Below are 13,853 nucleotides of genomic sequence, written 5' to 3'. Positions count from 1 at the left end.
GTCAGCCGGAGCTGACGCGCTCGTCGTCGCCCAGCAGTCCGAGGGCCAGAACGGCAGCGTACTGATCCGGATCGAGCCCCTGGCAGTGGCCCAGCGCGTGCTCGATGTCCCGCCGGTGGAGCCGGCGCTGCGCCTCCGCCCACCCGTTCAGCGAACTCCGGGCGGAGCCGGAGGTGACGCCCAGCGCGGTGGCCACCTCGTTCCAGGTGGCGCCCAGTTCGATCGCCTCGCGTATCCGGCCGCCACGCTCCCGTTCGACGTGCCGGTGGACGGACTCGCGGAGAGCGATGGCCGCGAGGGCGTCGCCGCGGCCGGCTTCGTACGGCGGCGAGCCGACGGGCCCCTCGTTGTTCGTCAGACGGTTGTCGTGTTCGTCCAGCTTCTCGATGTGCCAGGCGAGCGGAGTGGTCACGGGGACATCGTCGGGGCGTCGGACCGCCAGGGACTTCCACCGCTCGTACAGGGATGTGCTCATGGTTCCCCTCGCATCGGCCGGGCCTGTCACGGCGGCGGCGGTCACGTAGTGGATCAGGGCTGGTCGGACCACGGCCCGGAGATCGCACGACCGGCCTTACGGCCTTCGTTCCGGGCGCGCGGCACGGGCAGTCCCCCACGCGCATTATCTTCGGATCACGCCGGCCGGACAATGCCACCCGGACGAGCGATCCCCCCCTCGCCTGCGGGCACTTCGGGCCTGCCCGGCGCCGCCGTGACGCACGCTCCCGGCCGGGGAGTCACGTCGTGCGTCCGCCGTGGACAGCGCCGACGGCCGGGCCCCGGCTCGCCGCCCTCCGCCCGGCACCAGCCCCGGGTGCGACTCCCCGGGGCCACAGCGTTCAGCCGGCCAGGGTGCGGCCCCGGCCCCCCGCCGCGCGGTCCGTGGCCGGGGTGGCGCCGGCGTGCGGCCTGGGCGCGGGCCGGGTGCCACCGCGCGCCAGGAAGTCGGACAGGGGCAGTGTGGCGGCACCCACCGTGACCGCGTCCGGGCCCAGGTGCCCCAGGCCGATCGTGGTGCGGGCGACCGCGTGCTCCAGGGCGTACTCCTGGGCGTAGCGGCGGATCTCGGGAAGCAGGTGGGGTCCGATGAGCAGGCCCGCCCAGCCGCCGAGCAGGATGCGTTCGGGCAGGAAGAGGTTGACGAGGTCGGCCAGGGCCGCGCCCAGGCACTCGGCCGTCTCGTCCAGGATCGAGACCGCCACCGGGTCGGGGGCCACGCTGCCGGGCCCCGGGTAGGCGGCTGCGAGCAGCGCGGCGAGCGCGGTCTCGTCGTCGGCGTCCGGGGGCAGCGGGCCGCCCGCCTCCTGCCAGCGCTCCCGCATGGCCTCCGCACCGGCGTACGCCTCCAGGCACCCTATCGAGCCGCAGCGGCACCGGCGGCCCCGGAGCTGCACCGTGGTGTGGCCCCACTCGAGAGCCGCGTTCGAGAGGTCCTCGTCGAGGATGTCCCCCCGGTTCACGCTCGCGCCCACCCCCGAGCCGATCAGGGCGACCGCCGCCGCCCCGGCGCCCCGGCCGCCGCCGAACCACATCTCGGCCTGCCCCAGCGTCTTGGCGCCGTTGTCGATGAAGAACGGCACCTCGGGCGGCACGTCCACGACTTCGCGGAGCAGCCGCTCGAAGGGGACGGCTCCCCAGCCGATGGTCTGACCGTGTACGACGGCGCCCGGGCCTCCCGAGGCCTCTGGGGCGTCGCGTTCGATGATGCCGGGCACACCGATACCGATGCCGAGCAGCATGCCCGGATCGGCACCCGCGTCGCGCAGCACGTCGGCGACCCCCGTACGGACATGGCCCACGATGCGCTCGACGTCGTATCCGTGCTGGGCCAGCAGGCGGTCGGTGCGGGCCAGTTCCGCCAGCGAGAGATCGAACAGCTCGACGCGGACCCTGGTCTCACCGATGTCGATGCCCACGAACAGCCCTCCGGCCGGGGCGATCCGGAGCAGGGTGCGAGGACGGCCGCCGTCGGAGTCGACGACGCCCGCCTCCTCCAGCAGGCCTTCCGAGGCCAGTTCGGCGACCACATTGCTGATGGACCCCGAACTCAGGCCGGTCGCGGGCCCCAGCTCCTGACGGCTCAGCGGGCCGTCGAAATACAACCGTTGCAATACCCGCGCCCGATTGCCCCTTCGCAGGTCACGCACGGTCCGTCTGCTGCGCTCAGCCATGTTGCTCCCTTCGTCCCGGCAACATACCCCGGTCGCGGCACTTGACGCGCACTTTCTTCACCTCTTAAATCACATCTTAAATTAAGAGCGGGAGGGACGTTCGGATCCCGAACGCCGCCCTCCCCGGAAAGGGGCCACCTTTCATGCGTCACCTCAGAGCCGCAGCAGCAGTCACCCTCGCCATATCCGTCGCCGCCGGAGTCACCGGCTGCGGGGGCGGGACCTCGACGGACGGCGGCAGCAACGAAGCGCCGAAGACCCTCACGTACTGGGCGTCCAACCAGGGCCCGAGCATCGAGGCCGACAAGAAGATCCTCACTCCCGAGCTGAAGAAGTTCGAGAAGGAGACCGGGATCAAGGTGAAGCTGGAGGTCGTCCCCTGGGCCGACCTGCTGAACCGGATCCTCGCCGCCACCTCGTCGGGTCAGGGCCCGGACGTGCTGAACATCGGCAACACCTGGTCGGCCTCGCTCCAGGCCACCGGCGCGCTGCTCCCGTGGGACGACAAGAACTTCGAGGCGATCGGCGGCCGTGACCGCTTCATCGACTCGGCGGTCGCCTCGGCGGGCAAGGAGGGCGAGCCCCCGGCCGCGGTGCCGCTCTACTCGCTGTCGTACGCGCTGTACTACAACAAGAAGATGTTCGCCGACGCGGGCATCACCACCCCGCCGGCCACCTGGGACCAGCTCGTCAAGGACGGCAAGAAGCTGTCCAAGGACGGCAAGTGGGCCCTCGGCGCGGAGGGGTCCAACCTCTCCAACAACATCCACCAGACCTTCGTCCTGGGCCAGCAGCACAGCGCGGACTTCTTCGACGAGCAGGGCAAGGCCGACTTCACCTCGGACGGCGCCGTCGCCGCGGTGAAGCAGTACATCGACTTCATGGCCAAGGACAAGATCATCGCTCCTGGCAACGCGGAGTACGCGCAGAACCAGTCGCTGACGGACTTCGCCAAGGGCAGGACGGCCATGGTCCTGTGGCAGGCCGCCGCCACCACCTTCGCCGCCCAGGGCATGAAGCCGGAGGACTGGGGCGTGGCTCCCGTCCCCGTCCCTGCCGGTGCGCCGGGCCAGGGCAAGCAGACCAACTCCATGGTGGCGGGCATCAACATGGCGGTCTTCAAGAACACCAAGAACATCGACGGCGCCAAGAAGTTCGTCAAGTTCATGACGAGCGACGCCGAGCAGAAGATCCTCTGCAAGACCTACGGCTCCATCCCGCCGGTCAAGGCCGCCCAGTCGGACCCCGCCTTCGCCGCACCGGACCTGAAGGTCCTGCGCGACACCCTCGCCACCAGCGCGGCTCCGCTGCCCCAGGTGCCGAACGAGTCGCAGTTCGAGACGGCCGTGGGCACCGCGGTCAAGGAGCTGTTCGCGGATGCCGCGGCCGGCAAGCCCGTGACCACCGAATCAGTCAAGGCGCGCCTCGAAAAGGCCCAGCAGACGATGCAGCAGTGAGGCTCTCTTCATGACCGCCACCGTGACCACGGACCCCGGAGTCGACAAGTCGACCAGGGGTACGAGCCGGGGCAGCGGGGATGCGCGGCGGAGACTGCCGCGCATCCCCGACCGGATCCGCCGCGGCGGACTGCCCTATCTCCTGCTCCTCCCGGCCGTCCTGCTCGAACTCCTCATCCACCTGATTCCGATGATCGTCGGCATCGTGATGAGCTTCCGCCAGCTCACCCAGTTCTTCATCAGCAACTGGGGAGCGGCGCCCTGGACCGGCCTGGACAACTACCGGATCGCCGTCGACGTCGACGCCCCGATCGGTGAGGCCCTGCTCCATTCCTTCTTCGTCACCTGCGTCTTCACGTTCTTCGCCGTGGGCCTCTCCTGGCTGCTCGGGGTCGCCGCGGCGATCATGCTCCAGGAGAACTTCCGGGGCCGGGGCATCCTGCGGGCCGTCTTCCTCGTCCCGTACGCCCTGCCCGTCTACGCGGCGGTCATCACCTGGGCGTTCATGTTCCAGCGGGACAACGGGCTGATCAACCACGTCCTGCACGACCAGCTGGGCCTGACCGACCAGCCGTCCTTCTGGCTGATCGGCGACAACAGCATCTACGCGCTGATCATCGTCTCGGTCTGGAAGGGCTGGCCCTTCGCCTTCCTGATGCTGATGGCCGCGCTCCAGAACATCCCCCGCGAGCTGTACGAAGCCGCCTCGATCGACGGTGCCGGCATCTGGCAGCAGATCCGCAAGATCACGATGCCCTCGCTGCGGCCCGTCAACCAGGTCCTGGTGCTCGTGCTGTTCCTGTGGACGTTCAACGACTTCAACACGCCGTACGTCCTGTTCGGGAAGTCCGCACCCGAGAACGCGGACCTCATCTCGATCCACATCTACCAGTCGTCCTTCGTGACCTGGAACTTCGGCACCGGCTCCGCGATGTCCGTGCTGCTGCTGCTCTTCCTCCTGGTCGTGACGGCCGTCTACCTGTTCTTCACCTCCCGCGGAAGGAAGGGTGCCCGTGCCTAGCAGCGCCCGCTCACGTGCCGCCCGGTCACCCATGGCCGCGCCGCAGTCCTTCCTCTGGACCCGCCGCATCGTCCTGACCCTGCTCGCGGGCTTCGTCCTGCTGCCGGTCTACGTCATGGTCAGCAGTTCCCTGAAGCCGCTCCAGGACGTGTCGGGCAAGTTCCAGTGGATCCCGGACGAGCTGACGATCCAGCCGTACTTCGACATCTGGGAGACGGTCCCGCTCGCCAAGTACTTCGTGAACTCGCTGATCGTGGCGGGTGCGGCGACGGTGTTCTCGGTGATCATCGCGGTGTTCTCGGCCTATGCCGTGAGCCGCTACAACTTCCGCGGCAAGCGGGTCTTCACCGTCACGGTCCTCTCCACGCAGATGTTCCCGGGGATCCTCTTCCTCCTGCCGCTGTTCCTGATCTTCGTCAACATCGGCAACAGCACCGGACTGGCCCTGTACGGCTCGCGGGGCGGACTGATCCTCACCTACCTGACGTTCTCGCTGCCCTTCTCCATCTGGATGCTGATCGGCTACTTCGACTCCATCCCGAGGGATCTCGACGAGGCCGCCATGGTGGACGGCTGCGGTCCGGTGCGTGCCCTGTTCCGCGTCGTCGTGCCGGCCGCGGTCCCCGGGATCGTCGCCGTCTCCGTGTACGCGTTCATGACGGCCTGGGGCGAGGTGATGTTCGCCTCCGTCATGACGAACGACGCCACCCGCACCCTGGCGGTCGGTCTGCAGGGCTACGCCACCCAGAACGACGTGTACTGGAACCAGGTCATGGCCGCCTCGCTCGTCGTCAGCGTGCCGGTCGTCGCGGGATTCCTGCTCCTGCAGCGCTATCTCGTCGCCGGCCTGACCGCGGGAGCCGTCAAGTGACCCACAGGAAAAGGAAGTCAGTGAACGACCTCACCGGCCTCCCGGCCGACTTCACCTGGGGTGTCGCCACGGCCGCGTACCAGATCGAGGGAGCGGTGGCGGAGGACGGCCGCGCCCCCTCGATCTGGGACACCTTCTCCCGCACCCCGGGCGCCGTCGACAACGGTGACACCGGTGACGTGGCCTGCGACCACTACCACCGGGTCCCCGAGGACATCGGCCTGATGAAGCAGCTCGGGGTCGACGCCTACCGCTTCTCGGTCGCCTGGCCCCGCGTCGTGCCCGGCGGCGACGGCCCGGTGAACAAGGCCGGTCTCGACTTCTACGACCGGCTGGTCGACGGCCTCCTGGAGGCCGGCGTCACCCCGTTCGCCACCCTGTACCACTGGGATCTGCCCCAGGCCCTCCAGGAGCGGGGCGGCTGGACCGTCCGTGAGACGGCCGAGCACTTCGCGGCGTACGCCTCCGTCGTCGTCGAGCGTCTCGGCGACCGGGTGAAGGACTGGGCGACGCTCAACGAGCCGCTCTGCTCGGCCTGGATCGGCCATCTGGAGGGAAAGATGGCGCCGGGTCTGACCGACCTCACGGCTGCCGTCCGCGCCTCGTACCACCTGCACCTCGGCCACGGTCTCGCCGTGCAGGCGATCCGGGCCCAGTCCCCGGACGCCCGTGTCGGCATCGTCAACAACCTCAGCCCGATCGAGCCCGCGAGCGGGAGCGAGGCCGACCTCGCCGCCGCCGTACGCGCCGACGGCCACATCAACCGCTGGTGGCTGGACCCCATCCACGGCCGCGGCTACCCGCAGGACATGCTCGACCTGTACGGCGTCGAACTGCCCGTGCGGCCGGGCGACCTGGAGACCATCGCGGCACCGCTGGACTGGCTCGGTCTGAACTACTACTTCCGCCAGATCGTCACGGCGGACGGTCGCGGGCCGGTCCCCCACGCCCGGCAGATCCACCTGCCCGGCGCCCGGCACACCCACATGGACTGGGAGGTCCACTCCGAGGGCCTGGAACAGCTGCTGATGCGCCTCACCGAGGAGTACGGCGCCCAGCGGATCTACGTCACCGAGAACGGCTCGGCCTACCAGGACGTGGTCCTGGCCGACGGCTCGGTGCACGACCCCGAGCGCACCCGCTACCTGGAGGAGCACCTGGCCGCCTGTGCCCGCGCCGTCCGCAGGGGTGCGCCGCTGGCCGGCTACTTCGCCTGGTCGCTCCTGGACAACTTCGAGTGGGCGTACGGCTACGACAAGCGCTTCGGTCTGGTCCACGTCGACTACGCGACCCAGCGCCGCACCGTGAAGAGCAGCGGGCGGCGCTACGCGGAGCTGATCCGCGAACTCTCGGCCGGCAGGCCGCTCGAGACGGCCTGAGCCCCTCCCCTGCCGAACGGCACAGCCCCCGGCCCCGCAGCCCACCTGCCGGGTGTCCGGGGGCTCTGCCGGTTCGGCACACGACCGGTGGGCGATCAGACGCGGGAGGTCCGGCGCTTATGCTCGCCGTATGGAGCAGAGCGAAGTCCTCAAGCGAGTGATCGGCATCCTCACGGAGGCGGGCGAGATGCAGCGCCACGCCGAGGAGGACGACGGCGGAGGCGACCCGGACGCCGGCGGGAACATGGTGACGACACTGCTCAACGAGACGATGCCGCACATCGCCATCCCCTCCGACGCCACCGTCGAGGAGATGGCCGCCCTCGTGGGGCGCGAGGTCGGCGGAGCTGTCGAACAGCTGGTCGGTGCGTTCACTCTGGCCTTCATCGCGCTCGCCCAGATCCACGACTCCGGGCAGGAGGACGTGACCTCTGCCGATGTGCTGCAGGATCTGGCCCTGCGGGCCGAGGAGTTGAGCTCGGGCGACGAGGGCCCTGAGGGATCGGAGGGGCCGGAGGGGTCGGAGGGGCCCCTCTAGCACGGGCGAGGGAGCAGGGTCCGGCTCGCGGCCGGGAACCGCCGGGTGGGACGTGCGCTCGGAGGGCTGTGGGCCGGGTCGTCCGGTGCGGGAAACTGTGGGCGGTGCGCGTCGGCGACGAGACCGATGTGACCGTCACACGATTGGCTCGTTTGCCGGAGTGACGGTTCTCTGCCCACGGCTCGGAAGGCACCACCCCCATGCCGCTCCATCCCTCGCCGCTTCGCATCCTCGGTCACGGCGCACGCCCTGACGTGAAGGAGGCCGAGGCCGCCCTCGTCGAGCACTACCCGCGCCTCGTCCGCCTGGCCTACCTCACTCTGCCGCCGTCCCTCGGCCGGCACCGGCGGGTGCTCGCCGCGCACGCCGCGGTGCAGCGGGCCCTGCACGGCGACGCACACCCGGCACCCGGAACGGGCACGGAAACCGTTCCCGCCCAGCGGTCCGGCGACTCCACGCCTGCGAGCGACGGTCCGCACACGCCCGCGTACGCCGGGGTGCGCCTGCGGGTCGTCCGCATCGCGCTGGCCTACGAGCGGAAGCCCCGGTGGTGGCCGGGGCGGGCGCCCTCCCCGGCCGCGCTGCGCCCGTCGGTACCGGTCGTACGCGGTCTCCGGCTCTTCCCCCGCGCGGGCGGGATGGACGAATTCGCCCTGGACCGCGCCCTGGCGGACGTTCCGGCTCCCGTGCGTGCGGCCCTGGGCCTGCGCCTGCTGGAGTCGCTGTCCGACGACGCCACCCGGGCCCTGCTGACCGGGGCGGGCGTGACCGACCCTGCCGAGTCCCTGCGCGCCGCCGCACACGTCGCCGGGAGCGACCACGACCGGGTCCGGCGCATGCTGGGGTCGGACGAGTTCGATCCGTGCACCGTACAGACTCGCCCCAGCGACCTGCTGCGACGCCGTCACAGGGTGCGGGCGGGCGCGGCCGCCCTGGTGCTCCTCACGGTGGCGGGCGGCGGCCTCGCCCTCTCGGCCGACGCCGGCACCGGCACCGGCGACGCCCTGCCTCCGGTCCCGGTCCTGCGCGGGACCGTCCCGGACGGTGCCCTCGATCCCGCGGCCCTGCTGCGGACCCGGCCGGGACAGTGGGCGGACACGTCGCGCGTGGACTTCAGCGCCTGGCCGCCACGGGGCGGCCGGACCGACGACCGGGAGCTGCTGGAGCGGGCGCTCGGCAGCTGGGCCGGGCCCCCGGCGGACGCCGCCGTCACGACCACCCCCGGCACCGCTGTCGTACCCCCGACCCAGCCCCCGCGGCTGCTGTTCGCGGGCGAACTGGGCGGCGAGGCAGTGGTGCTGTTCCACGACGGAGGGGTACGTGTCGTCCGGTACGCCGAGCCTCTGTCCGGGAAGGGCTCTCCCGCCCTGGACTTCGCCCGGGTCGACGACGCCGACGTCACCACGGCAGCCGCGCTCGTCGTCAGCCGTACCACCGCGTCGGCCCGGTATCTCCTGGCACCCTGGGTGGCGGAGTCGACGACGCGCGACCTGCTCGCCCCCGACACCCCGGCACGCGCCCTGGGCGTGGACGGGGACGGGGTCACGGCTGAGGTGCCCCGCCCGGCGGAGGGAGGCGGATGCCTGTCCTGGCCGGTGATGCAGTTGCGGTCGTCGGAGAAGATCGTGGAGAAGCACTCGTTCCTCGTCACGGACCTCGGTGACCTCGCCCCGGTGCACCTCACGCACACACCCAAGCCCGGAGCCGGTGCTCCGGCCAGGCAGCCGCGCGAGGCGACGGGGCCCGAGGCCCTGACCGGCTGGGCGCGCACTGCCTGTTCGCTGGAGGGCATGCGTCACTCCGGGGTCAGAGCGGTCAACAACTGGCAGTTCGCGGAGCAGCCGCTGCCCGGCACCCGTTCGCGTGCGGACTGGGTGTGCACCAGGGCGGACACGTGGAGCGGGCCCGGCCGGGTCCTCGTCCAGTTCGTCCAGCCGGCCGTGTCCCCCACCGCGCGGGCAGAGGTGGTGTCCGACCGCAGGAACACGGCCCTGTGCAGCCGTTTCGGCCAGCACGTGGTCGCCGGCACCCACTGGAGGTCGCCGGCCGGAGCCTGGTACGTGCTCGCCGCCGGGAGCCGTGCCGTGGAGCGGATCGAGGTGGAGGGCTCCGTAAGCGGAGCGGCCGAGGGCCCGACGCTGGCGGTCCGCGCACCGCGGAGCACACCGTTCCGGGTGAACGCGGAACTGCGGGGCGGCGGGACGATGTCCTCGGCCGGGTGACACGGCCTCACCGGCACGACCGCCTGCCCGCGAGGCCCTGCTTGCTGTGCGCGCACGCACAGGAGGTCCTGTCTCCTGTGCGTGCGCGCACGAGTCCGCGGCGGTCCACGGGGGTCCGTGGTCCGCCGCGGACCTTCCTGTCGCACCGACGGCGGGGAGTGGGACGGTGCGGCGGGTTCTGCGAGCGGTCAGCTCCGGTAGATGCCGAACTCGTGGAGCGAGTAGCCCCAGGGTGTGCCGCGTACGGAGGTGTTCACCCGCACGTAGCGCGCCTCACCCGTGACGTCGATGTCGTCGATGCCGCCGTTGCCCTCGGTGACGGTGTGGACGGTAGTCCAGTCCTGGCCGTCGTCCGAGGTCTGCACGGTGTATCCCTTGGCGTACGCGGTCTCCCAGGCGAGCTGCACATGGTGGAACGCGGTCTTCGCTCCGAGGTCCACCTGGAGCCACTGCTGGTCGGCCCAGTCGCTGGCCCAGCGGGTGTCGAACGACCCGTCGACGGCGTTGCCCGCCAGGCAGGGGCAGCCGGTGCCGTCCGGCTGGTAGGTCGACGCGGTGGCCGGCTTGCCCGCCGCCACGTTCGTGCCGCCGACCTCGGGCGGGACGACCTGGAAGGACTTCGTCTCGATGCCGACGTTGCCCTTGCCGTCCGAGCTCTTCAGGTACACCTTCCACACACCGAGGCGGTCGGGCGCGGTCACCTCGAAGGTGCCGTTGCCCTTGTCCGTGAACCGCGCGTCGTTGAGCTGCCCGCTGTCGTCCACGTACTTGCTGCCGAACAGCACCTGGTGCGTGAGCGGGTCACCGTCGGGGTCGGAGACCGACGCTTTCAGGGTGAACGGCTTGCCCGCCTGGACGGCCGGGGCATTGTCCACGCTCATTCCGGTGATCACCGGCGGTGTGTTGTCGCCCGAGGTGCTCGCCCCGTACGCCTTCTTCACCGCGTAGTACGAGAGTCGCTTCTGACCCGCCGGGAGCAGGTTGAACCAGACGCCGCCGAAGTCGTACTCCGTGCCGTAGTGGAACAGCGTCGCACCCAGCGCCACGCCGGTGTGCCCGGTGACGCACTGCCACGCCCTGCTGTAGCCGTCGGCCTTGGCGACGTCCGTGGGCTCGTCAGGTACCCCGTTGGCGTCGTCGGGTACCTCCCACTCGCCCGCCGGGCCGCCCTCGGTCACGATGTAGGGCTTGTCGAAATCCCCGTCCTCCCAGGTCTTGCGGATGTCGCAGACGGCGCCGTAGGAGTTCACCGCGTAGAGGTCGAGATCGGGTGCGTTCTTCTTGTAATAGGGCCAGGCTCCGGTCCACGCGTCGGTCGAGGTGACCGGGTGGTTGGCGTCGACGGCGTGGATCTTCTTGGTGATGTCGTTCACGAGGGTCGTGTACGCGTTGCGCTGCTGCTCCAGTGCGTCACCGCTGTAGCAGTTCTGCAGTCCGAGCACGGACTCGTTGCCCACGTTCCACATCAGGACACCGGGGTGGTCCTTGTAGGTCTCCACCCACTTGGGGAATTCGGCGAGCATGTCGTTCTTGTATGCGGTGTCCGTCAGGTAGTCGACACACCCGCCGCTCCCGGGGCCACCGCCGGGCTGGAGCCAGAAGCCGGCGACGACCTTGATGCCGTGCTCGGCCGCACTGTCCAGCAGGGGTTTCGTGGTGGCGTCGGTGCCCCAGGTCCGGATCGTGTTGACACCCATCGACTTGACGTCCGGCATGTACTTCCCGGCATCGGCGACCGACGGGCCCCAGGTCAGTCCCTTCACCGTGTAGGGCGAACCGTCGACGGTCAGCTTCCAGGCGCCCTGGGAGCCCTCGACCTTCACCACGCTCCCGGCAGCCTGAGCGGCGGGGACGGGCAGGGCGGCGGCTCCGGCCACGACGAGCGCGGCAACGGCGAGGCGTGCTGTCGTCCGTGTGCGACCGCGGACCGAGTGGGTGGGACGTAGCAGTTTCATGGGGGGATGCAGCTCCTCGTGGGGGAGGTATGGGAGAGCGCTCTCCCACGCGGGCGCGAGACGCCCACGAGGGAGAGACACGGAGGGTCAGGGAAGTTCGTAGTTCTCGTCGAGGGCGGCACCCTCGCCGGGGTTGTTCTGGTCGTAGCCCCGGGCGTCGCACTGAAGACCGCCCACGATGCAGTGGCCGACCATGGCGTTCAGCGTGGGGGCGTCCCAGGCGTTGAAGAAGTCGTAGTGGAAGGAGTGGCCCGTACCGCTGGCCAGCCTCACCTGCGACATGTCGCCGTTGACCGGCCAGGCCATCTTGAACTCGATCATCGGCAGCGCGACGGGATGACTGGCCGGGCAGACGTCCTGGTTGGCCCCCGTCACGACGGGATACGCCATGTGGGCCTTGTGGTCCGGAGTGTCGAGATTCTTTCCGTCCCAGCAACTGGGCGCCTGCATGCGGAGGTTCAGCTGCGTGTCCTGACTGGTCGGGCAGCTCGCCGGGAACTCGTAGTTGTGGTAGCTCTCACCGCACTCGTAACCCTCGACCATGCCCGGGTGGTCACGGAACTCCTCGGCCGTCTGCGTCGGGCTGCCGACGACGAAGCGCAGCCCCTCGGGGAAGGGCCGCACGGTGCGGTAGTCGGTGACACCCGCCTTGTAGTAGATGGTCTGCGGGCCGACCGGGCGGATCTCCCGGTCTCCGTCGTAGAGCGTCGGCATCCAGTACGCGGACAGGTCGCCGGGGGCCTTGCAGGCGGTGCCGCCCGCACCGAGCGAGGCGGTGGTGCTGCTCTCGTTCGTGGTGTCGTTCCCCATGAACGTGTGGTTGTGGGACTTGCCGGTCTGACCGGGGTAGACGATCGGGTCGACCGAGCCGGTGTGGTTGACCGAGCAGTTCGCCTGGAACTCGTGGAAGTACCGGTGGGGCGGGATCTCGGTGGACGGCGTCACCCCGGTGACCGGCGGGTCCGCCGGGATGTAGCCGTCACCGTCGGGGTCGTCACCCGAAGGGACGGGGTCGGCCGCCGCCATGGCGTGGCCCTGCATCTGCTGCTGCGTTCCCTGCATGACGTGTGAGGCCGCGGCCGGCTCACCGGCCGCCGTCGGAGCCGCGCCGGCCGTCGGGGCACCGGCGCGGGTGATCGCGGTGAACCCCATCACGACCAGGGCCAGGGCGGTGGCGACGACAAGCGCGGACACCAGGGAAGTTCTGCTGAATCTTTCGGCCATGAGGGCCTCCATGCCGCTCTGCGTCCGCGCACCTCGGGTGCGCGGTGGGGGGAGAGTGAAGCCGGGCGGTGCGTCGTACGAGTCTGGGAGAGCGCTCTCCCAAACGGTGCCAGTGTTACGCCGCTGCTGAGAACATGTCAATAGTTGATGAACGACGCGCCGCGCGAGGCCAGTTGGGGAGCTGCCTACGGAGACGGGGCCGACACCCGGTCACGTCGCGTTCGGCGATCCGCTGGATGAGCGCCCGGTCCGGGAAGACGCCGCCCGAGGACGGAGGCCCCGGCGACCACGGGAAGGGGCGTGACCGGTGGGCAGGGGCCGCAGGCAGGCAGCCGCCCGGCCCGGGACAGGCGTGCAAGCGTGCCCCGCAGCAAGGGTGGAGGCGGAGGAAGGCGCTCTCCCGCTCGGCGTCTCAGCACACCGGGCTCTCGATGCCACCGAGGACGACATGCCCGCGGGGCGCACAGGGACGTGGTCGATGCCGGCTCCCCCGCGGATCGCCCCAATGCTCCGTGCGTAAGGCCATCAGCGCCCCGAACTCGTGGAGACGCCCATCCGGTCGGCGCGCATCGCCGCGGATCCCAGGTCACTCTCAGAGCGTCGCGCACCGGTCCGACAGGCCCTCCGCCTCGACGCGTCCGTGCACCCGCGCACCTGTGCACCCGGCACCCGGCACCCGGCACCCGGCACCCTCAGAATGGGCTTCGGCCGGGTGAGCGGGCATCACCTCGTGCCGCATCGCGGCGTGCGGAGTGCCACCGACAGCTCGGACAGGTGGCCGTCGGCTGCCCGCTGGGGCGACCCGTCGAATCTCCGTGTGTCGATGGCCTCCGGCGGGCAGCGGCCGACGCCGGGGGGCTGCGCTCCTGCGGGCGGGGACCTCGGGCGGCCGTGCGGGCGCGATCGCGGCCCGCCCGCACGACCGGCCGGAGCGGCCGAGGTCTGCTGCGGCAGGGGGCCACCCTGCTGCCGCAGCAGACCGGTCGCAATTCCGCCGGATCACACGGACACGGCGGGG

10 protein-coding genes are annotated in these 13,853 nt (G+C 70.7%); 6 read left to right on the top strand and 4 right to left on the bottom strand.

What is annotated here, in order from left to right; translation table 11 throughout:
* Position 1: 1 nt before the first annotated feature.
* Both ACFUNE_RS03700 and ACFUNE_RS03695 read right to left on the bottom strand, forming a co-directional pair.
* On the bottom strand, positions 2 to 475 hold the full coding sequence (locus ACFUNE_RS03700) for a hypothetical protein (protein ID WP_383561832.1): 474 nt from the start codon (positions 473 to 475) through the stop codon (positions 2 to 4).
* A gap of 361 nt (positions 476 to 836) precedes the next feature.
* Positions 837 to 2,168, bottom strand: coding sequence for an ROK family protein (locus tag ACFUNE_RS03695; RefSeq protein ID WP_383561830.1), 1,332 nt, complete (start codon positions 2,166 to 2,168; stop codon positions 837 to 839).
* A gap of 143 nt (positions 2,169 to 2,311) precedes the next feature.
* Between ACFUNE_RS03695 and ACFUNE_RS03690 the strand changes: the two genes are divergently transcribed.
* The 6 genes from ACFUNE_RS03690 (at position 2,312) to ACFUNE_RS03665 (ending at position 9,656) form a co-directional block, all read left to right on the top strand.
* Positions 2,312 to 3,625 (top strand): ABC transporter substrate-binding protein, encoded by a 1,314-nt coding sequence (locus ACFUNE_RS03690; RefSeq protein ID WP_383561828.1) that lies wholly within the window; start codon positions 2,312 to 2,314, stop codon positions 3,623 to 3,625.
* A gap of 10 nt (positions 3,626 to 3,635) precedes the next feature.
* Positions 3,636 to 4,646 (top strand): carbohydrate ABC transporter permease, encoded by a 1,011-nt coding sequence (locus tag ACFUNE_RS03685; RefSeq protein WP_383561826.1) that lies wholly within the window; start codon positions 3,636 to 3,638, stop codon positions 4,644 to 4,646.
* 31 nt (positions 4,647 to 4,677) lie between these two features.
* Positions 4,678 to 5,517 (top strand): carbohydrate ABC transporter permease, encoded by an 840-nt coding sequence (locus ACFUNE_RS03680; RefSeq protein ID WP_383563007.1) that lies wholly within the window; start codon positions 4,678 to 4,680, stop codon positions 5,515 to 5,517.
* 20 nt (positions 5,518 to 5,537) lie between these two features.
* Positions 5,538 to 6,896 carry a GH1 family beta-glucosidase gene (locus ACFUNE_RS03675; RefSeq protein WP_383561824.1) on the top strand — a complete coding sequence of 453 codons (1,359 nt, stop codon included), beginning with the start codon at positions 5,538 to 5,540 and terminating at the stop codon, positions 6,894 to 6,896.
* 130 nt (positions 6,897 to 7,026) lie between these two features.
* A complete protein-coding gene (locus ACFUNE_RS03670) occupies positions 7,027 to 7,434 on the top strand; it encodes a hypothetical protein (RefSeq protein WP_383561822.1) in 408 nt (135 codons plus the stop codon).
* 200 nt (positions 7,435 to 7,634) lie between these two features.
* Entirely contained in the window at positions 7,635 to 9,656 is a 2,022-nt protein-coding gene (locus ACFUNE_RS03665; protein WP_383561820.1) for a hypothetical protein, read from the top strand.
* Positions 9,657 to 9,844: 188 nt separating this feature from the next.
* On the opposite strand, the gene ACFUNE_RS03660 is transcribed toward ACFUNE_RS03665, so the two are convergent.
* Complete coding sequence (locus ACFUNE_RS03660; protein ID WP_383561818.1) at positions 9,845 to 11,611, bottom strand: discoidin domain-containing protein; 1,767 nt, start codon at positions 11,609 to 11,611, stop codon at positions 9,845 to 9,847.
* A gap of 87 nt (positions 11,612 to 11,698) precedes the next feature.
* Positions 11,699 to 12,835: a DUF1996 domain-containing protein gene (locus ACFUNE_RS03655; protein WP_383561816.1), complete on the bottom strand. Its 1,137-nt coding sequence runs from the start codon at positions 12,833 to 12,835 to the stop codon at positions 11,699 to 11,701.
* Positions 12,836 to 13,853: the final 1,018 nt, after the last annotated feature.

It is taken from the genome of Streptomyces sp. NPDC057287 (assembly GCF_042667905.1).
Lineage (GTDB): Bacteria > Actinomycetota > Actinomycetes > Streptomycetales > Streptomycetaceae > Streptomyces.
Note: the sequence above shows the minus strand (reverse complement) of the source record. Positions and strands in the feature narration are given on the sequence as shown.